This is a genomic window from Aneurinibacillus danicus (assembly GCF_007991215.1).
Taxonomy (GTDB): Bacteria; Bacillota; Bacilli; order Aneurinibacillales; family Aneurinibacillaceae; genus Aneurinibacillus; species Aneurinibacillus danicus.
The window spans coordinates 49171-75896 of the sequence record NZ_BJXX01000057.1 but is presented as its reverse complement, the minus strand read 5'-3'; the positions used below and the strand labels follow the sequence as shown (position 1 = coordinate 75896).

Here is a 26726-nt window from a genome sequence, read left to right as displayed (position 1 = left end):
CCCTAATTATTATACACTATAGATTTTCTGGTTTTTTATTGAGTCAGTATCCTTCTCATAATCAGATATTTCTTTTTCATATTTTTTTAGACGCTCATAAAAGGATTGACGCGAAATCCCTAGCATGTTAATAGCTTTAGAACGGTTATTATTTGACCGTTTAAGGGCTTTTATGATTAAAGCAATTTCTAATTTTCTTATATTTTCTGCAAAGTCTAAAGAGTCGGAGATTGTAAACGGGAAAGGAGAAATTTCTCTATTTATCGTTTGTAGAGTGTCATTAAACACTTCTTCATTCCCCTTAATAGTGGCCTGCGGTAGATCCGTGATTTGAATTTCACTTGTTTCCGCCAAAACAAAACCATGCTCTAATGCATTTCTTAATTCTCGAACATTACCAAGAAGCGGATTTTTCAATAAAAACTCATGGGCCTCTTGACTAATCCCTATTTGTTTATTGTATTTATAAGAAAATTCCTTTAGGAAATGCAAAATGAGAATGTCAATATCCATTTTTCTTTCACGTAATGGTGGAATAGTAAATGTGATTCCATTAATTCGATAATATAAATCCTCTCGAAATTCATTATTCTTAATCATATCTTCTAGATCCCGGTTGGTAGCAGCAATGACACGTACATCCAGTGGAATGGCTTCACTCCCCCCTACTCTGACTAGCTCTTTTTGCTGTAAGACCCGCAATAGTTTAGCCTGGAGATGATAGCTCATATCGCCAATTTCATCGAGAAAGATGGTGCCTCCATTAGCTAACTCAAATTTCCCTTTCTTGCCGTTTCGCCTGGCTCCTGTAAATGCTCCCTCTTCATATCCAAAAAGCTCGCTTTCCAATAAGGATTCAGGAATGGCCGCACAGTTAATTGTTATATAAGGTTTCCCCATTCTTTTGGATAATTGATGAACATTTTTTGCAACTAATTCTTTTCCGACTCCGCTTTCCCCTCGTATTAAGACAGAAATATCTGTTGGAGCCACCCTTTTTATTTTTGAAAGTTCGCTCATAAGGGGGCTGTCTTTGGAAATAACAAAATCTTTCATTTCCAAAGGTAATATTTGAACTCGATGTAATTCATTTTCAAGAAAATTAACGTATTTATTGAGGTTATTAAACGAATTCTTCAGTTTTTGTATTTCGCTTTCGTCCTTATGCGTAGAAACAGCACCGATCACTTCTCCATTGAATTTCAAGGGGGAAGCATGTACAATAAAATGTTTATTGCATACAAAACTGTGTTGGTGAATTTGAGGGCGCCCGGTTTGTAACGCTTTAATGAGAACCGAATTTTGAAGTAGTTCTGCCGCATTCCTGCCAATCCATTCTTCTCTAACAATGTTCATGTTTTTTTCGGCCGCTCGATTAATAAAGGTAAAATTTCCATCTTTATCTACGATTTTTATTCCGTCATATATCGCATCAAAAATATGTGTTAAAAAGGAGATATCGACTTTAAGACTGTCGAGAAAAAAAAACATCAGACTCCTCCTTTAAAATTTATGATTATTCAAAAAATATTATATAAATTAAAAATTGTCAATATTTAATACAATAGTCTGAAATATAGATAGCTCAATCAGTGATATTGTCTAATATCTGGATATTATAATCTCCATAAACACCGTAAATACATTGGTATGGTATTTGCTTTATTTATAAGTAACAGTCGACAAACTACAATATTCAGTATTCTGTGAATAAGTTATGTTGGCAAAAGAAAACGGAAAGGGGGATGAATAAATATAAATGCACCAGCTTAAAAGAGAAGAGCCTTTATATGAACAGATTTATCAAAGCTTGGAGGAAGCGATTCTAGCAGGGACAGTTGCACCGGGTGAAAGGTTAATCGACACAAAAATAGCGCTGGATTTTGGTGTAAGCCGAAGTCCGGTCAGAGAAGCTTTTCGAAAGCTGGAAAGTGATGGATTACTTATTAATAAAGAGGGAATTGTCACCGTTTTTGCTCCTTCACTCCAGGATGTGTTAGAGCTCTACCAGGTACGTATTGGTTTAGAATCCGTTGCCGCATTTTGGGCTACTCATTATATTACCAGAGAAGAACTAGGCCAATTAAGCCAGCTTTTAAACCAAACCGAGCAGGCAATCGAGCAAAAGAACATAAAAAAAATCATTGTATTGAATACCCAATTTCATGAGTCAATTATTTCCTTAAGCAGAAACAATCGGTTAAAAACTATGATGTATAATATTCGCTCGTTAATTCGCCTTTGCAGGAACACGATTATTGAGCAATATAACCGTGGTGACAACTTTCTGCAAGAACATTATGGGATTGTACGGGCCATGAGCTTAAAGGACCCGGCTTTAGCAGCGAAGGAAATGGAAGCACATATCCTTCACGACATGAATTATTTTAAGGAATTCTATTTAAATCATGGCTTTCAAAAAGCAAACTCTAATTTAGCAAATACAAACACTAGGAGGAAAGAGAATGAGTACAACCGTTAAAAAACGTTATGAACTTCCGTTTACAGGCGTGAAAGAATATAAAATGTTCATTAATAACGAATGGGTTGAAAGCGTTTCCGGCAAAAAGTTTGATTCCGTTAATCCATTCACCGGAGAAGTTTGGGCACAAGCCCCTATGGGCGAAAAGGAAGATATTGACCTTGCTGTGAAGGCAGCAAAAGAGGCATTTGAGACGGGTGAATGGTCGCGGATGACTGGAAGCCAACGAGGTAAGCTGCTTCGGAAGCTCGGAGAATTAATCGCAGAAAATACAGAATTATTAGCCATTAGTGAGGTTGTCGATAATGGAAAATTGATTCGCGAGATGCTTGGACAAGTAAAAAGCCTCTCAGGCTGGTGTGATTATTTTGCGGGCTTCGCAGACAAAATTCACGGAGAGACGATACCGGTAGAAGTACCTAATATGATTAATTATACTGTCCGTGAGCCGCTTGGGGTGGTTGGAGCGATTGTTCCTTGGAATTCCCCTCTGCTGTTGACTATGTGGAAATTATGTCCTGCATTGGCAGCGGGTAATACGATGGTAATAAAGCCGTCTGAAGTTACACCGGCTTCCATATTAGAACTGGCGAAATTAATCCAAGAAGCTGGCTTCCCCCCTGGTGTTGTTAACGTTGTTACGGGTTATGGTAAAACAGCAGGCGATGCTCTGGCGAAACATCCGGATGTGCGTAAAATCGCTTTTACTGGTTCATCAGAAACTGGAAAATTAATCGTTAAAAATTCTTCTGAGCATTTTGCACGTGTTTCACTTGAGTTAGGTGGCAAATCCCCCAATATTATTTTCGAGGATGCTGACCTTCCTAATGCTGTAAATGGCGTATTAGCCGGGATATTCGCGGCCACAGGTCAAACGTGTATGGCTGGTTCCCGAGTACTCGTTCATGAATCTATCTATGATGAATTCGTTGAGCAGTTAGTTGAACGAACCGGTAAGATTCGATTAGGAAACCCGCTCGATATGGATACAGAGATGGGGACAGTTGCCTTTGAAGGTCAGCATCAAAAAGTCCTTCGTTATATAGAAATTGGAGAGCAAGAAGGAGCTAAACTTCTATATGGAGGAAAGCGTCCAACAACCCCGGAATTGAAAAACGGATTTTTTATCGAACCAACGATTTTTGGAAATGTACGTAATGACATGCGTATTGCGCAAGAAGAAATTTTCGGCCCGGTTGTTTGCCTTATCCGCTTCAAAGATGAAGAGGAAGCCATTGCGATTGCCAATGATACGCAATTTGGTTTAGCCGCTGCGGTCTGGACGAGGGATATTCAGAGAGCTCACCGTATGGTTCCGAAAATTAAAGCCGGGACAGTATGGATTAACAATTACCGTAAAGTATCTTATGCTTCTCCATTTGGAGGATATAAAGCCAGCGGTATTGGGCGGGAGAATGGAAGTTACGTCCTTCAGGAGTATACACAGGTTAAGAGTGTTTGGGTTGATACAGGAAATATCATTACAGATCCATTTAAAATCCTATAAAAATAGATGGGAGGGGGAAGAACATGAGTCGATTTGATGTATTTCGAGAAGCCGGAAATCCTATGTTTAATGACAATCAATTAAAGCTAGGAATATTTGGTCCAAACGTAAATAACTCTTGTGCCATGACGTTAGCAGAAACGACGTTTAAGCCAAACTTTGAAACAAACGTTAAGATTGCAAAGATGATGGAAGAGGCCGGGTACGAATGTATCGTGCCTGTTGCCCGCTGGCGGGGATTCGGCGGACCAAGCAATTTCAATGGTCAATGTATGGAAACGTATACATGGGCTGCGGCTATAGCAGCAGTCACAGAAAAAATTTATCTCTTTTGTACGTCACATGTACCGACAGTGCATCCAATTGTGGCATCAAAAATGATTTCGACTATCGATGACATTTCCAGGGGAAGAATTGGTCTGAATACTGTATGTGGTTGGTTCCCGAAAGAGCTTGAAATGTTCGGCGGCAAAAAAATGGAACATGATAAAGGCTATCGGTATGCAACAGAGTGGATGGAAGTCGTGTTAAAAATGTGGTCGGAACAGTTTTTTGACCATAAAGGTGAGTTTTTTGAGATTAAAGACGGTTGGCAGGAGCCAAAGCCAACCCAAAGTCCACGGCCTGTTCTTATTAGTGCGGGTTCCTCCAAATCCGGAATGGATTTTGCTTCAAAATTTGCAGACTTTCATTTCTCCTTCCTCGAATCGATGGAACAGGCAAGAGAATGGACGAACCATATGAAGAAACTGGCCTGGGAAGAATACCGACGAGAAATTAATACGTTTACAACGAGCTTTGTCGTATGCCGTTCTACTGAGAAGGAAGCATGGGATTATTACAATTACTACGTAAGAGAAAGAGGAGATGACGAAGTAACGGATATTATTTGTGAACTATTTAATATCGACACAGCCTCCCAATCTAAAGAATTTAATAAGAAATTTAGAGAAAACTTTATCGCAGGCTGGGGAGGATGGGCACTGGTAGGAACACCGGAGCAGGTAGCTGACAAGTTAATAAAAATTTCAGAGGCAGGTGTATCCGGAACGCTTATTTCATTCGTGGACTACCTTGCTGAAATGCCATATTTTAATGAGAATGTAATGCCTTTACTAGAACAGGCAGGTGTACGGAATCCCGTAAAAAACGAAGCATCATCCAGGGAATCTATGTTTGTTAATAAAAGCAATTTCTTTGTAGGTGCACAGGAGAGCTCACAAGAAGTAGCCGTTTCGTTGGCTACCAGTAAATAGGATGGAGGTTATGAGAAATGGATCAATGGATTCTTTACGGTAAAGCAGGTAATCCGTCGTATGAAATTACAAAAGCATGGCTGAAAAATAATGGAATTCCTTTTGAAAATCGCAGTGTTTTTCAGTTAACAAGGGAAGAAATTGCTAGGCTGGTGGCTCTTGTTCCGGAAGGAGCAAAGAAACTGGTGTATCCGGATACTTTTTCCTTTTCTATGATCAACCCGCAGAAAAAAACAGAAAAAAGCTATATTGAAAAGATCCATAGCGGGGACTTATCAGAAGAAGAGATCGTGGGTATTCTGGCAGATTATCCATCACTTGTCATCACCCCTATTGTTACAGACTATAAAACTGTTGTAGTGGGGTATGATCTGGATACAATGGTTTCCACTTTCCGTTTTGTGAAAGTAAAAGACGTAACTATGGCTTAACGCCAGGTGTGGGGAGATTTATCATACCAGGAGAAGATAATATAAAAAATAGGAAGGTGAATAAGATGAGCCGATTTGATGTATTTCGAGAAGCCGGAAATCCTATGTTTAATGACAATCAATTAAAGCTGGGAATATTTGGCCCAAACGTAAATAATTCTTGTGCTATGACGTTAGCAGAAACGACGTTTAAGCCAAACTTTGAAACAAACGTTAAGATTGCAAAGATGATGGAAGAGGCCGGGTACGAATGTATCGTGCCTGTTGCCCGCTGGCGGGGATTCGGCGGACCAAGCAATTTCAATGGTCAATGTATGGAAACGTATACATGGGCTGCGGCTATGGCGGCGGTTACGGAAAAAATTTATCTCTTTTGTACGTCGCATGTGCCGACGATGCATCCTATTGTTGCATCTAAAATGCTCTCTACCATTGATGACATTTCCAGGGGAAGAATTGGTCTGAATACGGTGGTAGGCTGGTTCCCTAAAGAAATGGAAATGTTCAATGGGAAGAAGATGGAACATGATAAAGGGTATCAATACGCAACAGAGTGGATGGAAGTGGTGTTAAAAATGTGGTCGGAACAGTTTTTTGACCATAAGGGTGAGTTTTTTGAGATTAAAGACGGTTGGCAGGAGCCAAAGCCAACCCAAAGTCCACGGCCTGTTCTTATCAGTGCAGGAACTTCTAAAAAAGGACGTGAATTTTCTGCTAGGTTCTCCGATTTTAACTTCGGATATATAGAATCAATGGAACACTGCACAGAGTGGACAAATTATATGAAGAAGCTGGCCTGGGAAGAGTATCGGCGAGAAATGAATACGTTTACAACAGGCTTTGTCGTATGTCGCCCTACTGAGAAAGAAGCAAAAGAGTTTTATAACTACTATGTTCGCGAACTGGGTGATTGGGAAGTTGCTAACATCATTTGTGATATGTTCGGTATTGAATCTTCCTCAAACTCTATCGAGTTTTTAACAAAGGCCAGAGAAAACTTTATTGGAGGTTGGGGAGGCTGGGGGTTTGTAGGGACCCCGGAGCAAGTGGCAGATGAAATGATCAGGCTATCTAAAACAGGCGTATCCGGGACACTCGTTTCCTTTGTTGATTATCTTGAAGAAATGCCATACTTTAACGAAAATGTATTGCCTTTATTAGAACAGGCGGGTGTACGAAGTCCAGTAAAAAAGGAAGAACCTACTTTTTCTGATAAGAGAAATTCCGCAATAGATGTACAGGAGATCTCACAAGAAGCGGCCGCTTCACTGGCTCTCAGTAGATAGAATAGAGGGGATAAGAAATGGAGCAATAGATTCTTTACGGCTCGGGCCTGGAAACTTAACCAACAGGTTAAACGGTTATTGGGTATCCACCGGTCTGGATAAGTTGACACTCCCACGGCTAAAGCCAATGGGATTCTTCGGTAGTTAGCGTTCGCAGTCCATTTCTGTTTTGAACAACTCCGAAGTTTAGGGTGTGCCATCACCCCTCCTACGACAGACCGTATAGGTTCGCAGGCTGGCGAACTGCTACCATTCGCCATAGGTTATTTGCTCAAAAATGTTTTAGCGTCTTGTTCTTGACGACCCCATACATTTTACGCTCAAAGAGGCTTTGTTTGAGCAACCCCCTATGTATGCTGTTTTCAAAGAGCGAATACCTGTCTTGATTTTATCAAATCAAGGTTGCTCTTACCATCCCATAAAGGGATTCCGAGCCACCCTCACTCTCATCCCACGGCGAAAGTCGATGGGCTTTCTCGTTCGGAAAATCTGTAATGTAGGGCTGTTGGCTAGAATAAAAAGAAATTTGGAGGTGTTGCTATGAATGAAAAAGCGCTAAAGGGCCTTAAAGTATTGGAAATGGGTCAACTAATTGCCGGCCCGTTTGCCGGCCGCCTATTTGCTGAATTTGGAGCTGAGGTTATTAAGGTGGAAAGCCCGATGGGAGGAGATCCGCTTCGTAATTGGCGCGTGGTGGAAAACGGAACGAGCTTATGGTGGTATGTTCAATCACGCAACAAAAAATCGATAGCCCTTGATTTGCGTCAACCTCAGGGTCAAGAAATTATCCGTGAATTAGCGAAAGAAGTGGATATTATCATCGAAAACTTCCGTCCAGGGACAATGGAAAAATGGGGGATTGGGTATGAGCAACTAAAAGAAATCAATCCCCGGCTGATCATGATTCGAATTAGTGGCTATGGGCAAGATGGCCCTTACCGTGATAAACCCGGATTTGGCTCCATTGGAGAAGCCATGGGAGGACTGCGCTACATAACGGGGTACCCGGACCGTCCGCCAACACGGGTCGGGATCAGCATTGGTGATTCGATTTCTTCCCTTTATGCGGTAATGGGAGCCATGATGGCTGTGTATCATCGTGACGTGAAGGGAACAGGGCAAGGGCAATTTGTTGATGTTGCTTTGTATGAGTCTATCTTTAGCTTTATGGAAAGCATGTTACCCGAGTTTGATCGGACCGGATTTATTAGAGAACGGACCGGAAGTACCCTTCCAGGAATCACGCCGTCCAATACGTACCTATGTAAAGATGGAAAATACGTGGTGATTGGAGTGAACGGGGATGGTATATTCAAACGCTTGATGGTAGCTATTGGTCACCCACAGTATGCGGATGATCCGCGTTTTCAAAATAATGCGACTCGTTCGGAACATGCAGAGTTTTTGGATTCGATTATCGAAGAATGGACAAAAAATTTGACCTTATCGGAAGCGCTGCATGCTCTTGACGAGGCGAAGGTTCCCTCAGGTTCCATTTATTCCATTGAAGATATTGTCGCTGATCCTCATTATCAAGCAAGAGGAATGATTCGTGAGGTTGAAATCGAAGGAATCGGAAAACTAAAGGTTCCCGGTATCGTACCGAAATTGAGTGAAACACCCGGTGACATTGAATGGGTGGGACCAAGGCTTGGCGAACATACGGAAGAAATATTAAGCAAAACATTAAAATGGAGCCATGAAAAAATTGAAGTCTTAAAAGAAAAAGGAGTTGTTTTAACAGAGTCAGCTATTGCAAAAGTTAAATTCTAATATGTGGATGGTCTAATAAATAAGGAATGGACATTGATGATGTATCACCTATCAGTAAGGATAAGAGAAAATAAGGGGTATTTATAAAATACCGGGAATGTTTTGATTATAGACAGTCGACAGTATACTACTGTTAGAATCATTATGTCCTTTTCATTGCTGAAAGGAGGAGAGTGATCTCCATGGGAATGACGTTAGCAGAAAAGATTCTGGCAAAAGCCTCAGGAAAAAACGAAGTCAAAGCCGGAGAAATTGTTTGGGTAAAAGCTGATATTGCCATGATGCATGATTTATTGGGTCCTCGCTTAATTGATAAAGGATTTAAACGATTGGGTGGAAAACTGTTTGATAAAGAAAAGGTAGTCGTTGTTTCAGATCACTGCACCCCACCTGCGACTGTTCAGCAAGCAGATATTTTAAAATATACAAGGGATTGGGCCAGAGAGTTTGATTTACCTTATTACTACGAGTTTGAGGGCCCCTGCCATCAGGTCATTGTAGAACACGGCCACGTTCGCCCAGGAAGATTGATTCTCGGGACGGACTCCCATACATGCATGGCGGGGGGAATGGGTGCTTTTGCAACCGGTATTGGTTCTACTGAAATGATTGGTGTTCTTCTGACAGGAGAAACCTGGTTGAAAGTACCGGAAACCATTCGGGTGCATTGGGGAGGAAGTATTCCTCATGGAGTATATTCCAAGGATCTAATTTTAAAAACAATCAAGGACATCGGTCATGCAGGAGCAACCTATCAAGCACTGGAATTTTCAGGAAGTGCGATTCGACGTATGTCTTTGGATGAAAGACTGGTTTTATCAAATATGGCTGTGGAAGCAGGAGCCAAAACAGGACTCATCGAGCCAGATGAAGCCGTCGTACACTTTCTACGGGACAGGGGAATTGAAGATGTCGAGCTAATGCAGAGCGATAAGGATGCAACATACATTCGGGAGCTTTCATACGATGCAACGTCATTGGAACCGCAGGTGGCTTGCCCGCATGAAATTGATAATGTTCATCCCGTAAGCGCTGTGGAAGGGCAAGCGGTTGATCAGGTTTACCTGGGATCATGTACCAATGGAAGAATTAGTGATTTGCGTATCGCAGCACAAATTTTGAAAGGTAAGAAGGTCTCCAAAAATATTCGCTGTCTCGTCGTTCCGGCGTCACAAGCCGTTTGGATGCAAGCCAATAAAGAGGGCATCTTGGATGTTTTGACAGAAGCGGGTTGTATCGTGAATATGCCTTCGTGCGGCGCATGCGGAGGATTTACGAGCGGGGTTATCGGAGCGGGAGAAGTAGTCATGTCCTCTTCCAATCGTAACTTTAGGGGCCGTATGGGAAGTGCATCGGGTGAAATTTATATCGGCTCCCCGGCGACAGTGGCCGCGACCGCAATTGAAGGAAAAATTGCCGATCCAAGAAATTACATCCCGAAGGAGGTGATGATATAATGTCAGCTGTAATTCGCGGACGTGTATGGAAGTATGAGGATAACATTAATACCGATATTATTTCACCGGGCCAATTTATGAGCTTATCTATCGAAAAACAGGCAGAACATGCGATGGAAGCGATAGATCCGGAGTTTTCAAAAAAAGTGAGGCCGGGTGACATCATCGTAGCAGGCAATAATTTCGGTTCAGGGTCCAGCCGGGAAACGGCACCTTTAGTTCTCAAACATTTAGAAGTAGGAGCCATTGTGTGTAACTTTTTCGCTCGTATCTTTTATCGGAATGCGATCAATATCGGGCTTCCCGTAGTAGAAATAGGGGACACCTCTACGATCGAGGAGGGGGATGAAATTGAAATTTATCTATTGGAAGGGAAAGTAAAAAATCTAACCAGGGGAAACGAATTTACTAGCACAAAATTGCCGGAGCATTTAATTGACATGGTATCGGCCGGAGGATTAGAGGCTTATCTGGCAAAACGCATGGGAATGTTATCGTAAGGGGGGTGGCAGCATATGAATTTGCCTAAAAGAGTTGAAATTATAGAAGTCGGTCCTCGTGATGGCCTGCAGAATGAGGCGAACTTTATTCCTACCGACAAAAAAATAGAAGTAATCAACGCGTTATCCCAAACGGGCATCAAACGAATCGAAGCGACTTCCTTTGTTCATCCGATTCATGTACCGCAAATGAAGGATGCAAAGGAAGTATGGGAAACGATGCAACAGGTTGAAGAGCTTCAGTACATGGCGCTCATCCCCAATGAGAAAGGGTATGAACGTGCCCGTCAATCGAATGTCAATGCGGTATCTCTGGTTGTAGGGGCAAGCAATACGTTTAATCAAAAAAATGTAAGAATGACCCAAGAAGAGTCGATGTTTCGTTTGCAACCCATGGTTAAGCAAGCTCAGGAAGAAGGAGTCTTTGTTCGCTTTAACATTGCCACTGCGTTTTGGTGTCCTTATGACGGAAGGGTCGAGGAGCAAGAGGTTTTGGACATGGTTGACCAATTGAGGGATTTAAAAGTAGACGAAATTGTCATATGCGATACAATCGGTCGGGCTAACCCGAAGCAAGTCTATGAATTATTCTCACGGGTGTTTGAAGCATCTCCTGAGGCGAAAATCACCGCTCATTTTCATGATACGTATGGGTTTGCCCAGGCAAATGTGATTGCCGCATTGCAGGCCGGCGTCACCGCTTTTGATAGTTCAATCGGAGGTCTAGGGGGATGCCCGTTTGCTCCGGGAGCGGCAGGAAATGTAGCAACCGAGGATTTGGTTATGATGCTGCATGAAATGGGGATTGAAACCGGGATTGACCTGGACAAATTGCTGACATGCGTTACGCTTGTTAGACCCATGACAGAACGTCAATTGACAGGGCACGTTCATAAAGTGAAGAAAGATACCGTGTGTACGTTATAATTTTGATATTTCGGAATTGAGCACTTAGGTATATCGAAAGGAAGGGGAAAAATGGGGAAAGTGTTAGATACATTAAGTGAAGAGTTGGTGGGGTACCTCCAGGGGGAACGAATTGTCTCTCTAATCACAATCGATGTTGAATCCAAGAAGCCTACATTAGATGCGATTTCATGGCTGGTGGCGCATCCGGGAGGGAAAACACTAAGCTTTGCCGTCGGACATAAGGCAACCAGTGCACGAAATATTCAACATGAACCGTATATTATTTTAGGCGTCGTAGGTGCGGGAAGCTGCTTTTCTATCAAGGGGACTGCCGTGGTATCCGATGTAGTTGAGAAGACAATGAAACTTCGCATTGTTACCGTTGAGGTGGAGGCGGTGGAAGATGTCATGTTTTATGGGGGAAAGGTTTCTGTTGAACCCGAATATGTAAAAACCTATAATGCAGAGTTAGCAGCAAAACTGGACGAAGAAGTGTATGGCCTTTTAAGGAATTCATAAATTGTTGAGTAATAATGTAGCGACTTTGAGAGGAATGTCTGCAATCATAAAAAAAGTTTGAATTTTTAAATAATTAATGAGAGACCTGACATTGACCCCATGAGGAATATGTTAGGTCTTTTGTATTCGCGATCGTTGTATTGAATTTTCTTATGTTCATGTCAACAGATTAGATTAGGAAATTATAGTGTTGCATATAGTCATCGGTGAGTAATGGAAAATAAAGCGAAGCGTAAAAGCTTAAAATACCTGCTCCTATAATGAGTAATGCAGCGAATAGAATGAATAATGTATCTTTAGAAAAGAGAATCTTCTTTAGGTAATTAAATTTTTTTCTTGTTTTATATTGTCTTAAATAAATAACATTAGATGTGGAAACCATTTCTAAAACCTCACTTTCACTCTTACTTTATCACTTGATAGCGCTTTGAATTTTGAACAAATAACGAAATTTTCCTTAATATGTACGAAAGTATATATAAACTCCCCGGTAAAGAAAGAATATATGATTCCAAAGGAGAAGGCAGACAAAAGCATTTCTATTGTGCAAGCACAGGGGCAGGAAGAAAATACAAAGTCCAATAAGTGTCAGCAGAAACTGGACGAGTATCATAAAGCAACGGAAACGTTGCGTGCATATAGTAAAGAAATAGGAATGTTGGCTGACGGGGTACGAAAAGTCTCCAGCAGAAAGGCGGTGAACTGATGTGCTAACGGAATTATTATCGAATATCACACTTAACCCTGCACTGGGACTTGTATTTCCGGCGCTTATGGTTTTAGGATATGTTCTGAAACAAACGCCTCACTTCCCGGATTGGCTAATTATATGGGTATTGTTCATAGTTGGCATGATTTCTGGAGTTATAGCTATCGGGTTAAATGTAGACGGTGTTGCAAACGGAATCATTGCTGCTGGTATGGCAATTACTTCTCACCAGGCATGGAAACAAACAATAGAAAGGAAATAATGAAGCCCCGCCGTCCTTGGGGATAGCGGGGCTTTTTCTTATCATGATAGCTATCTTTTTACACATGATGACATTCAAGTTAGAAAAGATTAAACCATCATAAAAAAGATCATGTTGTGTATAGTGGGGTATGCAGGGGTCGAACCTGCGACCTGCCGATTAAGAGTCGGCTGCTCTACCAGCTAAGCTAATACCCCATTCATCATCCATATTACTTATTTTAATGAAGTTTCTTTTTTATTATATAAGATTCGTATAGATAATTCCAGAAAAATTAATACCAAATCAACCAAATAACAACAGGTTGCTTGAATGTTTATCTATATAATGAAAATCACGAGGCGATAGATGTATTCCTTGCTTTATTAACAGTAAAGTGAGGTTAATGAGACCCTTAAGTTTTAAGGGTTTTTCTGTTTTTTAAAATTATGTTCGTTGTTGACAAGAACTAATTATAAATTTAAAATGATTATAAATAAATGGCGGATGGAGGATGAGCGTATGAAAATATACGACTTTACAGTGAATGATATTAATGGAAAAGAGATTAAACTTGAACAATATAAAGACAAGGTGATTATGATTGTTAATACGGCTAGTAAGTGTCGCTTTACCCCTCAGTATAGTGATTTACAAAAGTTGTATGAGCGGTATCATAATCAAGGGTTCGAAATTTTAGGTTTTCCGTGCAATCAATTTGGAGAACAGGAACCAGGCAGCAATGATGAGGTTCAATCATTTTGCCAGATTAACTATGGGGTGAGCTTTCCTTTATTTGAAAAGGTAGAAGTACGGGGGCCTCAAGCACATCCGCTGTTTACATATTTAACCAAGCAAGCTCCTTTTACAGGTTTTGATCTTAATCAAATAAGCGCGAAGTTGCTCCATGCATTTTTGCAGGAGAAGTTTCCCGAGTTTTTACTCGATGATTCAATTAAGTGGAACTTCACCAAGTTTTTGATTGATAAAGACGGGAATGTTGTAAAACGGTTTGAGCCGACTGTTGAACCGATAGATATGGAAAAATCAATTGAAGCTTTACTATAAGTTACATGCCATGCCTTAGTGTATCAAAAATTCTGTGCAGTAAATCACCGCAAAAACAACAAGGAAGCTGGTAAAGAAAGTCGAGAAATTGCTGAAAGAGTGTGGATAAGCAAACGCAAAACTTCCGGTCCTGACAGCCCGTTTACCTATAATATGACGCTGGTCGTTCAGGACGGCTATAGGGATTTAGGATAGGCTATGGATGAAAGGGAGAAGGGAGGGCCGAAAATGAAGCCTTCCCTTTGCTGCCATTAGTGCCGTTCATCTTCTGTTTTCCCCGGTTGTTCGTGATTGTCCATATGTGTCACCTCGTTAAGATTGTTCGCCTATACTTTACCCGGGGAAGAAGGAATTTATTTCTGCAGGGTGTATGCGAATAATACAAGCTCCCGGTGGTATGTAAGGTGACTCTTCTTCGTATTGACGATCTTCCCACACTGTATCATTCACTTTTCTCCCTAATAAGCAGAGCGATAGATTTCCTCAATTTCTTCCTTCGAGAAGACACGGGGGTTATTTTTTAATAGCCGCTCGATTTTACTGGCGTCTTCTGCCATTTCGGGAATTGCGTCTTCAGGAACATGAAACGCACGCAATCCTTTTGGAATACCGACCGTGCTGCACAGGCGGTACATCGCTTCGACGGCGCGGTCCGCTGCTTCTGCATCCGTTAGATTTGATACGTTTTCCCCTAATGCTTCGGCGATATCGTGGAAACGTTCGATACAGCTGATTTTATTCCACTCCATGACGTATGGGAGCAGCAGGGCGTTGCTTACGCCATGGGCAATGTGATAGCGACCGCCAAGCGGGTAGGCAAGTGCGTGCACCGCGCCAACGCCTGCGTTTCCAAATGCCATGCCCGCCATGAGGCTTGCGGTTACCATATTTTCTCGTGCTTCAATGTGGTTTGGGTTTGCGTATGCTTTGGGAAGATTGCGAGCAATCATTTTGATTGCGCCCAATGCCAGTGCATCCGTAATGGGGGAAGCGTTTACGGAAATATACGCTTCGATTGCATGAACAAGGGCATCAATGCCGCTTGCGGCCGTAACCGACTTCGGCATGGTCAGTGTCATTTCCGGTGCGACGATGGCGACGTCCGGCAGAATGTAGTCACTGACAATCCCTTTTTTCAACTGCGCTTCCGTATCGGAGAGAATGGCGATATTCGTGACTTCAGAGCCTGTTCCGGCTGTAGTTGGAATCGCGATAATGGGGACACCCTTTTGAGGCACCAGGTCGGTTCCGAATAACTCATCGATTTTGCCATCATAGGCAGCATAGGCGGATACGCTTTTCGCAATATCGATGGCACTTCCACCTCCAACAGCGATTAATCCGTCATGCTGCCCTTTTTGAAAGGCTGCTTTGCACTCTTCGACCAGGTAGATTTCAGGCTCCGGCTTTACACCATTATAGACGTCATAGGAAAGCCCTTTCAAAAGCGAGGTGACTTTTTCGACGACGCCGACTTTTTCCAATATCTCATCCGTTACGATTAGAGGGTTACTGATTCGCAGTCGGTGAACTTCTTCTAATAATTTCTCTGTTCCGCCATTTCCGGTGATTAGTTTATTGGCAATTTTAAAAGTGGATACATTCATTTGGCAGTTCTCCTTTCTTCTTGACCAATTTATTAGGTAAAAGTGATGCCGTTTTTCTGAAAAAAGAAAAGACATCAAATCCAGTCTTCTTTTCTCTTTTCTTCTTTCTTTTTTTTCTTATTTTACAGAAAATTTAGTATAAATGATAGTTATTTTTACACAATCAACTAGATGCATCCAATCATGGCTTGCTCTGTATTTTGTTTAGTTACGGGCAATAAAATTGTGACTGTTGTTCCACATCCGACTTGACTTTGAATGGTAATTGTTCCTTGGTGGTTTTCAATAATTTTGTATGTCAATGTCAGGCCTAACCCGGTCCCCTTTTCTTTGGTTGAGTAGAATGGCTCACCCAACTTCAAAAGCCGATCCTCAGGAATTCCCATTCCATGATCAGTCACTTCTATTTTCAAATAAGACTCATCGTATGGTTTGATGCGAACATACAAAATTCCTCCGTCTGGCATGGCTTCGATCCCGTTTTGGATAACATTGAATAATGCTTGCCGGAGTTGTTTTTCTTCACAAAAAATACTGCATACCGGTTCATGCTCATATTTAATATAGACATTATTCGTCAGGGCTTGTGTCCTCAATAATGAAAGGATATCTTGGAGAAGAGAAATAATGTTTGTCTTTTTATAAGACTTTACCTGGGTTTTTGCCAAAACTGACAGTTCATCCACAAAAGTTTCAATTTGTTTTAATTCCTTCAGCATAATATCTAGGTATTTACTAAAGCATTCCGTTTGTCCCTCGGAAGTTCTCAATAATTGTATAAATCCTTTCAATGATGTTAACGGATTTCTAATTTCATGTGTAACACTAGCTGCTAGCTGTCCAACTGTCAATAATTTCTCCGATTGAAAAAGAAAGTTTTCCATTTCTTTCTGTGCTGTAACATCCCGTAGATGAACCGCCCAATTATACACTTTGCCATACCAATCATGAATAGGTGTGATCGAGAGCATTATATGTTTAACTTTTCCTTCATTTGTAATTCTGATCGTCTCCAGTGCAGCGGAAACAGGCTTGCCCATAGCAATGCGGTGATGGTAATCCTTCATCTGTTCGACCAAATAGGGAGGAATGGAAGGACAACAAAGAATATTCAATCCCTCAAGATTCTCTTTCCTCCATCCAAGCAATCGCGAAAAAGCTTGATTTATCAATACGATGGTTGCATCAAGATCCAGTAAAAGAATGGGATCATCATGGTTATCGATAAACGATTTGCACAGTTCTTTGGATGTTTGAATTTTTCTTTCCGTTTCTTTTTGTTCTGTAATCTCGTTTATATACGCATAGACGTTAACAATTTGACCGTCAATTTCGATCGGAACCGTTGTTGCCGTAGCTTCTATTTTCTTTCTGTTTTTACATATGATTGCTGTTTTAAACTTGTGAACTTCGCCTTCAAAAGCTTTCTTGAAATAATAACGGAAGGTTTCGAATTCTTCGGAAGAAATGATATTCTCATAACTAAGATTGAGCAATTCATCTATGGAATAGCTGAGCAATTTCGAAGTTGCCTGGTTGGCATTAATGATTTTACCCTCTAGATTCATGGCATAAATGGCATCAGGATGATATTTGTAGGAGAGTTGATCAATGCCATGAGGAGAGAGGGAATTATCAAGATGATTCTTCTCCATTTTATCAGTCAAGAAAGGTCACTTCCCTTCGTTGTATTAACTTTTTACTTTCGTGATTTCAAGTATACTAAAATAGATAAAAAATTCTAATATATGAAAGGGGGAAAACGGTGGGAGATATAGCTAAAAAACGAATGAAGATTTTGATGCAGGGAGTTGGTTAATCCAGGGATAGGGCGTCCGATCATTGGATTTATGTCGCTTTTTTAAGATAGTTTTTAATAAACGGTAAGAAAACGGTAAGAAAGCCAGTAATAAACTGGCTTATACCAAGTAATTTATAGAAATGAATGATTGCAGGTATACTGCAGAGTGGTAAAGGAATGTTCATCGAAATGTAAAGAGGAAGAGCTTTGCTTCGTTTTTTCAAGTCTACTCTTTGTTTATTACCAAACTTCCGGTTTTCCTAATAGATACCCTTGGCCAATATCGATCCCTAACGCTTTAGCTATTGCAAGATCTTCCGATTTCTCAATTCCTTCTAAGATTAAATAAGCATCATCATTACAATAGCGCACTAATAGTTCTATTAAATTCTGTTTCTTTGTAGATACGGACAAATCAATTGAGAAATACTTATCTAGCTTAATAAAATCTGTTTCAAGTTCGACAAGACTTCTTAAAGAAGCAAATCCTTTTCCTACATCATCAAGGGCAATGCGAAATCCATTTTGACGTAAAAAAGAGAGCACGTTGCGCATAGATTTAACATCATTTACTTCCTGGGACTCGTTAATTTCTAAAACAATTTTCCCTTTTGGTATAGGATGATTAGAAAGCAATTCATCTAAAAAATGATGAAAATCCGGATGCAGTAATGTGGAAGGAAAGACATTTACAAATAAAGAAGTCTGCAAAGCCTTATTTCTAGATGTATAGAATACAATAGCCTTAAAAAAAGACAAGATATCAAGCTCATACAGCTTGTTGAGCCTTTCGGCATTTTGAAAAAGAAGTTCAGGGGTCGCAAAATATTGAGATCGTAAAAAAGCCTCATGTCCTAATAAGGCCCAGTCCGAAAGGAAATATAGTGGTTGATATGCATGATGAAATGCCTCATGTTTAATAACTTTTTCGGTTTGCTCGTCTAGAGGTGTTATTTTGTTCATAACGTGTTACTTCCACCCCTTTATTTTTTTTGTCCCAGGTTAAAAATCGCTGCCCTATTCTCTAATCTAACAAAATAGACATTTTGTTATATAAAATAGAAAATTTATCTAGTTCTTTTTTATTATAACTCCTTCTAATTTAAAAATCGACAAAGCCGTATATTTTCTTTTATTTCTTGTCTAAGGGGTTCTATAACGAAAATTTCTCCAAAGCTTTGTCTACCATATCATCGTTAATACCTATATATCTCAATGTAATTGATGGACTAGAATGCCCAAATATATACTGTAACATCGCTACATCCTTTGATTGCTGGTAGAAATGGTAGCCAAATGTTTTACGTAACGTATGCGTTCCAATAGACCCCTCAACACCACAAGCTTTTGCTGCATTATTAATGATTTGCCATGCGTGTGTACGGCTAATTGGCTTTCCACCTTTTTGGGAAGGGAATAAATACTCCGAATCAGCCATTCTTTTGGAATATCGCTCTATTTCATTCTTTAACGTTGGTGTTATTATAGTTTTTCTTATATTTTTGGTCTTTTTTTCTTGGATTTTTAAATGCTTTGTATATTTAACATCCATTACCCGTAACGGCAGAATATCACTAATCCGAAGTCCTGAATTGATTCCAAAAACAAATAAAAAATAATCTCTGTAAGAACGTCGTAATAAGTATTCTTTTATCTCCTGAATTTTTTCAACGTCACGTATTGGTTCAACAGCATTTGCACCTTTTCTAGTTGTCACAGGCCCCACTCCAATATGTTAATTAATACCTAACTAAAGATTCAATATGTTATATTTTATAATTTTATTTGATTTTAAACATATAAAAAAGCCTTTAAAATAAAGTACTTTTAGCCTTTCCTATTAAAACATAAAAATCTAACAAAATGTCTATTATGTTAGATTTTCCTTCATGTTCATACAATAAATAGTTATTTTTCAAATGGATGGAAGGATAGGGGTATGAAATGTAAAGGTAGAATACTTAGTATTGTTATCGTTCTAGCTAACTTAATAATCTGGAATGTATCTCATTGGATAAATGATAAGTATGTACATATAGATTTGTTTCACCTGGTGGTTACCTTTGTATATTTAGTTATTGGTTGGTATCTTGGAAAAAAATATGACGAAGCAAAATTTTATTCTGAAAAAGATCCTTTAACCAATGTCTATAATCGTAGGTTTATGAACAGGATATTTCCTAAATTACTAGCTGAGGTAAATCAAAATAATAAGTGGCTACATGTATTTGTGGTTGATATCGATAATTTTAAGGAGATAAATGATAGATACGGACACGAAACTGGAGATGAAGTTTTAAAGCATATTGCACAACTTTTAATGAAGATAACAAGAAAAGAGGATATTGTTGTTCGTATGGGTGGTGATGAATTTATTATTTTTGTTCCATCTATGCAGAGGCTCGAAACAATAAAATTAATAGAGCGATTTAGTAACCATATCCATAATCTCGCTGCTTCCTTTCCTGCTCATGTGTCTGTTTCAATTGGCAGTGCTGTTTACCCTGAAGCAGGGGAAACTCTTAATGAATTAATTCGATCTGCAGATAAAAGTATGTATGAGTACAAAATTCAACAGAAAATTAACTTATAACAGCATGGAATTTACTATACATGAAAATTGTAGAAAGAAAACGATAAGGTGAAGTAACGGCAGGTTTTATTCTGGTAAAAAATGAATCATAAAACAAATGAAAACCCGGAAATTCCGGGTTTTTGAACGTTATGACATAAGGTTATACGCTTTCAGTTTTCGATAAAGGGTAGTACGGCCAATATTTAATTGCTTAGAAGCGAGACTAATATTTCCGTCTGTTTGTTCTAATACTTGTTTAATAAGAGCAATTTCGTGTTCTCGCAAGCTCATCAACTTCTGTTCTCTTTTTTGCTCCTCCTTTATTGGTGCGGTTGAAGAAGGACAAAGAGAAAGAAGCAAAGATTTCGTAATACGATTATGATTTGCTAGAAAAGCAGCCTGTTGCAGAACATTTTCTAATTGACGGAAATTACCAGGCCATTCGTATTCTGTAATAAATGCTTTGGCATCTTCTGTTAGTTCTGTTTTTTCTTTTTTGAAAGGTAACCGGGATAGAATATGTTCTGCTAACAAAAGCAAATCTGTACGATTGCGTAGAGGCGGAAGTTTTAAAGTAAAGCCATTGAGACGAAAATATAAATCGGCACGAAAACGTCCCGCCTCTATTTCTTTTTGTAAGTCTTTATGAGTGGCAGCGATAATCCGTACATCGATAGGACGAGGAGTAATACCGCCAATACGTGTGATATAGCGTTCTTGTAACACCCGCAGTAAGGTGACCTGGGCAGTAAGGGGCATGTCCCCGATTTCATCCAAAAAAAGTGTGCCGCCATCTGCCGCTTCAAATTTACCTGCTTGCCCCTGGCTTTTTGCTCCAGTGAAGGCTCCTTTTTCATAACCAAATAACTCACTTTCTAATAGGCCTTCGGGAATCGCACTGCAGTTAATGGCGATGAAAGGTTTATCACTTCTTAAGCTGGCACCATGAATAGACTGAGCAAACAGCTCTTTTCCTGTGCCTGTTTCACCAGAAATAAGAAGGCTTATGTCTAAAGTGGCAACTTTTTTAGCAATGGATATCGTTTCGTTCATATCAGGGTCATTGCTAATAATATCTGTAAAATGATAACGATTGGTTAGTTCACCTTTTTGTTTTTGTGTCTCCCCTTGTAAAATTACACAGGACTGATCATGGTTATCACTAATAAGAATGTGGGTAGTAAATACCTGATTTTTAAACGAAAATTTTTGCTCTTGTGCTGCTGTTAAAGTAAAAGGATCAAGCCCTGATATAATGCTAGAAATCGGTTCGCCAATCGTGGATTGTTCTGAACAACCAATCGTACGAGCTGCTGCAAAATTGAGTCTTGTGATTTTGCCTTCCTTATTGATTGTAATAAGAGAGGAAGGATGATGATCATAAATAAAATCGAGATCTTTTGTTAACTTTTTTGTTTGATTTTGAGTATGAGCTAATAAAAGGGCCTGTTCAATACTATGGGCCGTTCTTTTAACTAAACTTAAAGCAAATGGATGGTAGTTTTGCTGATGACTGCTTAAATTTAAAATACCGAGAAGCTGTCCATCAGGATCAAGAATTGGGGTTGCTGCACAGGCAAGAAAATGGTTATCCTGAAAAAAATGTTGGTGTCCGTGAACAAGTATTGGTTTTTTTTCTACGATGGCTGTACCAATCGCATTGGTTCCTTTTGATTCCTCTAGCCAATTTGCTCCTTTTCGCAAGGAAGCGTTTTCCGCCTGCTGCAAAAAAGAAGGCTCTCCAAGGGTATCGAGTATATATCCTTCTGGTGTAGCTATTAATAGAAGGAATTCAGTTCCATGAATTGAATGGTACACATCTTCCAGAATAGGGGAGGAATAATAAAGGAGCTCCTCGTATTGCTCGTAGTATTCGGTTAGCTCGTATTCCCCAAGTATGTGTTCTTTATCTATTGTTGCAGGGTCAATTCCCTTTGATTGGCAGCGCTTCCATGATTCTTGAATATAATTAGGGATGGTTCCTGTAGACGTATCAAGATCAATAGCCATAGAATGACACCTCGCGTTTGTGTAATATTGTAGAAATTATGCTGAATATAAAAAATATTATAACAGAAATGACAACGGCAAACTTTACAATTGAAACTGTAGAATCTTCCTCTTATTGTTCCGAATTTGTGCATTTGTTCTATAACGGAACGTTATACTGTTCCATTATAGAACAATATATCGATTTATGACAATAAATCGAATTGTTTTGTAACGGATTCTAATGTTTTTGTTATTGGCATTTTTTTTGCATTAACTACTAAGCGCAAGCGATTACATTAATATTCGTTTCAAAGGAGAGATTTTTAATATGGAACAAACATTACGAATCAGTCCTCGTGTAGAGGAATTTTTAAAGGGAACCAAAAAGCTTTTGATCAATGGAGAGTGGGTGGAGTCAGCTTCCGGTCAAACATTTGAAACCCTTGATCCATCTAACGGAAAAGTATTGGCTGTGGTGAGTGAAGCAGGGCCGGAAGATGTCGATAAAGCTGTAAAAGCAGCCCGTCAAGCCTTTGAAAATGGTCCGTGGAAAAAAATGAGCGCTTCTGAACGCGGCCGTCTCATTTATAAATTAGCGGATTTAATGGAAGCGCATCAAGAAGAGTTAGCACAGCTAGAAACCTTAGATAATGGGAAGCCTATTCGTGAAACAAGCAATGCCGATGTGCCCCTTGCCATCGATCACATCCGTTATTATGCTGGATGGGCCACCAAAATTATGGGACAAACCATTCCGGTTGCAGGCAACTATTTTAACTATACTCGCCATGAACCGGTTGGTGTTGTCGGACAAATTATTCCATGGAATTTTCCTCTCCTCATGGCAACCTGGAAATTAGGAGCAGCCCTCGCTACGGGATGCACGATCGTTTTAAAACCGGCAGAGCAAACTCCGCTATCGGCTTTATATTTAGGTCAATTAGCGCTTGAAGCAGGATTTCCAGCCGGGGTTATCAATATTATACCTGGATTCGGGGAAACAGCCGGAGCACCGCTTGTAGACCACCCGGACGTGGATAAGATTGCCTTTACAGGTTCAACACCTGTAGGAAAAATGATTATGCGTCAGGCGGCAGGTACAGTGAAAAAAGTTTCCCTTGAGCTGGGTGGAAAATCGCCGAATATTATTTTGCCGGATGCCGATATGAGCAAAGCGATTCCCGGTGCTTTAATGGGTATTATGTTTAACCAGGGACAAGTTTGCGCTGCTGGCTCTCGTCTTTTTATTCAGAAGAAATCGTATGATAATGTAGTAGCGGATTTAGCTGCCCATGCACAAAAAATTAAGCAAGGGGCTGGGCTTGATCCATCTACCGAAATGGGACCGTTGGTTTCTGAGGAGCAATTAGAACGTGTAGGAAGCTATATTGAAAAAGGAAAAGCAGAAGGTGCAGAAGTAGTTGCCGGTGGAGTTTATGGTCAAGGAGATGGCTATTTTGTGACTCCTACGATCTTTGCTGATGTTAACGATGAGATGACAATTGCCAAAGAAGAAATCTTTGGTCCTGTTGTAGCCGCTATGCCATTTGAGGATTTAGATGAAGTGATTCGTCGCGCAAATAACTCCGAATTTGGATTAGCAGCAGGTTTATGGACACAGGATGTGAAGAAAGCCCACTATGTAGCCAATGAATTAAAGGCAGGTACGGTATGGGTAAACTGCTATAATGTATTTGATGCTGCTTCTCCTTTTGGTGGATACAAACAAAGCGGGATTGGACGAGAAATGGGAAGCTATGCATTGGAAAACTATACGGAAGTCAAGAGTGTATGGATTAACTTAAACTAATCTAAAATCGACTACATCATTCGAATAGAATTTATGAAGGGGCTGACCCAAAGTCTAAACGGACGGATGGGTCAGCCCCTTTAATCTTGTATGTTGTTCTTTATTTTTTCATTTTTTCCAGGAAAGAGTCCGCTGTATCAATTTGAGCGTAAAGGCCATTAAGCGCCGCCATGAATGTGTCATGAACGTCGGCGGCAGGGATGGTACGACCACGGATAGAAAGGGCTGGAGATGTACATGCATCCTCGATGACTGTACAGCGAAAACCGTAGTCGGCGGCAGCGCGAGTCGTAGCATCGATGCACATATGACTCATCATACCGCAGATAACGACATGCTCGATGCCTGCTTCCTGTAGGTGAGTGAGAAGTGGAGTTTCGCGGAAGCTGTTCGGGTAATTTTTTTGGATAACGATTTCGCCTTCAAGCGGGGCCACTGTTTCATGGATATCCGCTCCTTCCGTTCCTGGAATGAAGAATGATGCGCCGGGCTGTTGTGAAAGATGTTGAATGTGGAAAAACAGCAGGCTGTTGTTCCGGAAGAAATCAAGCAGCTTACGGGCGTTCTGTGCGGCTTTGTGTGGTTCATGCAGTTCCATGCGGCCGTTTGGGAAATAATCGTTCTGAATGTCGACAAGAAGTAAAGCGGTTTTTTCCATTATTTTCTCCTCCTAAGAGATTTTTGTGTTATAACTGAAGTATAACGGCGGGCAGTGCATAGGGGAATAAACCGGTGAAACGCTTTGCCGCCATTTTATTTCACAGTGAAAGGATTGGCGTATGTTTGACGAGGCGGATTTACGTATTGTAAAGCTGTTGCAGGAGAATTCACGTATGAGCTGGAAAGAGATCGGTGAACACGTACATTTGACCGGACAGGCGGTTGGCAATCGTATTCGTCGCCTGGAAGAGGCGGGCGTCATCGAACAATACACGGTTGCACTGAACGAAGCCAAGCTCGGACGGACAGTGACCGCATTCATTACCGTTCTTATGAAATCGGCGAACCACACGGCATTTCAAGCTTTTATAGAGAAGGAAGAGATAATCGCCGAAGCGCATCGCATCAGTGGGGATGGATGTTATTTTTTGAAAGCGCATACGACATCGCTCGAAGAGCTTGATGCGCTTTTGAACAGGATTCTGAAGCATGGAAACTACCGGGTCAGCTTATCTATCGGAAAGTTGAAACCTTCTTTTCCATGAACAAAAGGGCAGCGGTTTTGGTCCGCTGCCCTTTTGTTTTTATTTCATCCATATACCGTCGCCGTAGTAAACCTAAGAATTTTGCGCTCTTTTTCAACGATAATAAATTCTTAACATATTTAATGGTTGACTAAATAGATTAAATATATAGTATAATTAAACTTGAAACAAAAATTCGTACAATCTTAAACATGACTGTTTATGTCTGTCCTCTTTCCCGCCAGAAATGAGTTCACAGGCAAGGAGCCAGTCGCATTCCGGTTACTGAATCTTCTGTATTACGGAGATTCTCTGCCCAGGAATACGGACTGGCTTTTTTATATATGCGTCACACAGAAAAGGAGGGAGTGCATGCTTACTTCACCGTCGAATCAAGAAAGTGTAGCCGATTGTCCGGAAGTTTATGTTCCGGGCGCGCTGGAAGGAATTAAAGTTATTGATTTGACCCGTGTACTGGCAGGACCTTACTGCACAATGATTCTCGGTGATCTGGGGGCTGATGTTATCAAAATCGAAGCGCCAGGCGGAAGCGATGAGACGAGGGGATGGGGACCACCTGAAATCGGTGGGGAAAGCGCTTACTATCTGTGTGCTAACCGCAACAAGCGGGCCATGACGCTCAATTTGAAGAATCCAAAAGCGCGGGATATTCTGAGGGAGATGATTAAGGATGCGGATGTGGTCATTAACAACTTCAAGACGGGCACGATGGAGAGGTGGGGACTTGGCTACGATACTGTCTCCGAATTAAATCCACGCCTGATTTACGCTTCGATTAGCGGCTTTGGACAAACCGGACCCTATAAGGATATTCCGGGCTATGATTACATCGTGCAGGCAATGGGCGGCATGATGAGCATTACCGGAAGCGAAGAGACGGGACCGATGAAGGTGGGGGTGGCGATTGCGGACGTGGCTACCGGGCTGTACGCGGCTATTGGTATTCTGGCGGCGCTGCGTGAGCGGGACCGTTCAGGTACAGGGCAGATGATCGACCTGGCGCTGTTCGATTCACAGATTTCTCTTCTGGTCAATGTGGCGAGCAACTATCTCGTCTCCGGTAAGGTGCCGAAGCGGTATGGCAACCAGCATCCCAACATCGTACCGTACCAGACATTTGCGGCTGCCGATATGAAGATGGTGGTTGCGGTCGGAAATGATCAGCAATTCCGCAAGCTATGCGCTTTGCTTGGACGAGAGGAATGGAGCCAAGATCCACGGTTTTCGACCAATTCGATGAGGCTTGCGAACCGGGATGAAATCTGTGGACTTCTCCAGGAAGAGTTCAAGCGGCGTCCGGCGGCGGAATGGTTGTCTGAATTGACGAAGGCAGGCATTCCGAACGCGCCTATCTATGACATGAAACAACTGTTCCAGGACCCGCAGGTAGAAGCGCGCGGAATGAAGGTAGACGTCCCGCACCCGACGGCGGGCAGTGTGCCGATGGTGGGAAGTCCGCTCAAGTTATCGCGGACACCGGTTTCCGTCCGCCATCATCCGCCGCTGGCGGGTGAGCATACGAAAGAAATTCTGCTCGAGTACGGATTCGAGGAGGAACAAATCAATCAATGGTTGCAGGATCACATTATTTAATCAAA

The 26726-nt window shown here is 41.0% G+C and carries 24 protein-coding genes and 1 tRNA gene; 17 read left to right on the top strand and 8 right to left on the bottom strand.

What is annotated here, in order from left to right; genetic code table 11:
* Nucleotides 1-9: 9 nt before the first annotated feature.
* Nucleotides 10-1491, bottom strand: a complete 1482-nt coding sequence (locus ADA01nite_RS07075) for a sigma-54 interaction domain-containing protein (protein ID WP_146809240.1) — start codon at nt 1489-1491, stop codon at nt 10-12.
* A 268-nt stretch (nt 1492-1759) separates the two neighbouring features.
* On the opposite strand from ADA01nite_RS07075, the gene ADA01nite_RS07070 reads away from it, so the two are divergent.
* The 12 genes from ADA01nite_RS07070 (at nt 1760) to ADA01nite_RS07015 (ending at nt 13091) form a co-directional block, all read left to right on the top strand.
* Nucleotides 1760-2482, top strand: a complete 723-nt coding sequence (locus ADA01nite_RS07070; RefSeq protein WP_146809239.1) for a GntR family transcriptional regulator — start codon at nt 1760-1762, stop codon at nt 2480-2482.
* Complete coding sequence (locus tag ADA01nite_RS07065) at nt 2466-3989, top strand: aldehyde dehydrogenase (RefSeq protein WP_146809238.1); 1524 nt, start codon at nt 2466-2468, stop codon at nt 3987-3989. The genes ADA01nite_RS07070 and ADA01nite_RS07065 overlap by 17 nt, the downstream gene beginning before the upstream one ends.
* Nucleotides 3990-4012: 23 nt before the next feature.
* On the top strand, nt 4013-5245 hold the full coding sequence (locus tag ADA01nite_RS07060) for an LLM class flavin-dependent oxidoreductase (protein ID WP_146809237.1): 1233 nt from the start codon (nt 4013-4015) through the stop codon (nt 5243-5245).
* A gap of 17 nt (nt 5246-5262) precedes the next feature.
* On the top strand, nt 5263-5676 hold the full coding sequence (locus ADA01nite_RS07055; protein ID WP_146809236.1) for a thioredoxin domain-containing protein: 414 nt from the start codon (nt 5263-5265) through the stop codon (nt 5674-5676).
* Between the two features lie 65 nt (nt 5677-5741).
* Nucleotides 5742-6962 carry an LLM class flavin-dependent oxidoreductase gene (locus ADA01nite_RS07050; RefSeq protein WP_146809235.1) on the top strand — a complete coding sequence of 407 codons (1221 nt, stop codon included), beginning with the start codon at nt 5742-5744 and terminating at the stop codon, nt 6960-6962.
* 540 nt (nt 6963-7502) lie between these two features.
* A complete protein-coding gene (locus tag ADA01nite_RS07045; protein ID WP_146809234.1) occupies nt 7503-8735 on the top strand; it encodes a CaiB/BaiF CoA transferase family protein in 1233 nt (410 codons plus the stop codon).
* A gap of 182 nt (nt 8736-8917) precedes the next feature.
* A complete protein-coding gene (locus ADA01nite_RS07040; RefSeq protein WP_146809233.1) occupies nt 8918-10192 on the top strand; it encodes a 3-isopropylmalate dehydratase large subunit in 1275 nt (424 codons plus the stop codon).
* The gene (locus ADA01nite_RS07035) at nt 10192-10692 is read left to right on the top strand and encodes a LeuD/DmdB family oxidoreductase small subunit (protein WP_146809232.1); all 501 of its coding nucleotides are present in this window, start codon (nt 10192-10194) and stop codon (nt 10690-10692) included. Before ADA01nite_RS07040 ends, ADA01nite_RS07035 begins: the two co-directional genes overlap by 1 nt.
* 15 nt (nt 10693-10707) lie before the next feature.
* The gene (locus ADA01nite_RS07030) at nt 10708-11619 is read left to right on the top strand and encodes a hydroxymethylglutaryl-CoA lyase (RefSeq protein ID WP_146809231.1); all 912 of its coding nucleotides are present in this window, start codon (nt 10708-10710) and stop codon (nt 11617-11619) included.
* Nucleotides 11620-11670: 51 nt separating this feature from the next.
* Complete coding sequence (locus ADA01nite_RS07025) at nt 11671-12120, top strand: PNPOx family protein (protein WP_146809230.1); 450 nt, start codon at nt 11671-11673, stop codon at nt 12118-12120.
* 505 nt (nt 12121-12625) lie between these two features.
* Entirely contained in the window at nt 12626-12826 is a 201-nt protein-coding gene (locus ADA01nite_RS07020; protein ID WP_146809229.1) for a hypothetical protein, read from the top strand.
* A 1-nt stretch (nt 12827) separates the two neighbouring features.
* Nucleotides 12828-13091 carry a phage holin family protein gene (locus ADA01nite_RS07015; RefSeq protein WP_246147256.1) on the top strand — a complete coding sequence of 88 codons (264 nt, stop codon included), beginning with the start codon at nt 12828-12830 and terminating at the stop codon, nt 13089-13091.
* 124 nt (nt 13092-13215) lie between these two features.
* Here the strand turns inward: ADA01nite_RS07015 and ADA01nite_RS07010 are convergent.
* Nucleotides 13216-13288, bottom strand: a tRNA-Lys gene (locus tag ADA01nite_RS07010).
* Nucleotides 13289-13592: 304 nt separating this feature from the next.
* On the opposite strand from ADA01nite_RS07010, the gene ADA01nite_RS07005 reads away from it, so the two are divergent.
* Entirely contained in the window at nt 13593-14138 is a 546-nt protein-coding gene (locus tag ADA01nite_RS07005) for a glutathione peroxidase (protein ID WP_146809228.1), read from the top strand.
* 458 nt (nt 14139-14596) lie between these two features.
* Here ADA01nite_RS07005 and ADA01nite_RS07000 read toward each other — a convergent pair whose 3' ends face one another.
* The 4 genes from ADA01nite_RS07000 to ADA01nite_RS06985 all read right to left on the bottom strand — a co-directional run bounded on the left by ADA01nite_RS07000 (nt 14597) and on the right by ADA01nite_RS06985 (nt 19263).
* Nucleotides 14597-15745 carry an iron-containing alcohol dehydrogenase gene (locus ADA01nite_RS07000; protein ID WP_146809227.1) on the bottom strand — a complete coding sequence of 383 codons (1149 nt, stop codon included), beginning with the start codon at nt 15743-15745 and terminating at the stop codon, nt 14597-14599.
* A 167-nt stretch (nt 15746-15912) separates the two neighbouring features.
* Complete coding sequence (locus ADA01nite_RS06995; protein WP_146809226.1) at nt 15913-17412, bottom strand: PAS domain S-box protein; 1500 nt, start codon at nt 17410-17412, stop codon at nt 15913-15915.
* Nucleotides 17413-17786: 374 nt separating this feature from the next.
* Complete coding sequence (locus ADA01nite_RS06990; RefSeq protein WP_146809225.1) at nt 17787-18509, bottom strand: EAL domain-containing protein; 723 nt, start codon at nt 18507-18509, stop codon at nt 17787-17789.
* A gap of 190 nt (nt 18510-18699) precedes the next feature.
* The gene (locus ADA01nite_RS06985) at nt 18700-19263 is read right to left on the bottom strand and encodes a site-specific integrase (protein ID WP_146809224.1); all 564 of its coding nucleotides are present in this window, start codon (nt 19261-19263) and stop codon (nt 18700-18702) included.
* A gap of 222 nt (nt 19264-19485) precedes the next feature.
* On the opposite strand from ADA01nite_RS06985, the gene ADA01nite_RS06980 reads away from it, so the two are divergent.
* Complete coding sequence (locus tag ADA01nite_RS06980; protein ID WP_146809223.1) at nt 19486-20139, top strand: GGDEF domain-containing protein; 654 nt, start codon at nt 19486-19488, stop codon at nt 20137-20139.
* Nucleotides 20140-20268: 129 nt separating this feature from the next.
* Here ADA01nite_RS06980 and ADA01nite_RS06975 read toward each other — a convergent pair whose 3' ends face one another.
* Complete coding sequence (locus ADA01nite_RS06975) at nt 20269-22131, bottom strand: sigma-54-dependent Fis family transcriptional regulator (protein ID WP_146809222.1); 1863 nt, start codon at nt 22129-22131, stop codon at nt 20269-20271.
* Nucleotides 22132-22441: 310 nt separating this feature from the next.
* Between ADA01nite_RS06975 and ADA01nite_RS06970 the strand changes: the two genes are divergently transcribed.
* Complete coding sequence (locus ADA01nite_RS06970; protein ID WP_146809221.1) at nt 22442-23923, top strand: aldehyde dehydrogenase family protein; 1482 nt, start codon at nt 22442-22444, stop codon at nt 23921-23923.
* Nucleotides 23924-24023: 100 nt separating this feature from the next.
* Here the strand turns inward: ADA01nite_RS06970 and ADA01nite_RS06965 are convergent, their stop codons facing one another.
* Entirely contained in the window at nt 24024-24581 is a 558-nt protein-coding gene (locus ADA01nite_RS06965; RefSeq protein WP_146809220.1) for a cysteine hydrolase family protein, read from the bottom strand.
* A gap of 121 nt (nt 24582-24702) precedes the next feature.
* Here ADA01nite_RS06965 and ADA01nite_RS06960 point away from each other — a divergent pair, with 121 nt between their 5' ends.
* The gene (locus ADA01nite_RS06960; RefSeq protein WP_146809219.1) at nt 24703-25128 is read left to right on the top strand and encodes an Lrp/AsnC family transcriptional regulator; all 426 of its coding nucleotides are present in this window, start codon (nt 24703-24705) and stop codon (nt 25126-25128) included.
* Nucleotides 25129-25479: 351 nt separating this feature from the next.
* The gene (locus ADA01nite_RS06955; protein WP_146809218.1) at nt 25480-26721 is read left to right on the top strand and encodes a CaiB/BaiF CoA transferase family protein; all 1242 of its coding nucleotides are present in this window, start codon (nt 25480-25482) and stop codon (nt 26719-26721) included.
* Nucleotides 26722-26726 lie beyond the last annotated feature (5 nt).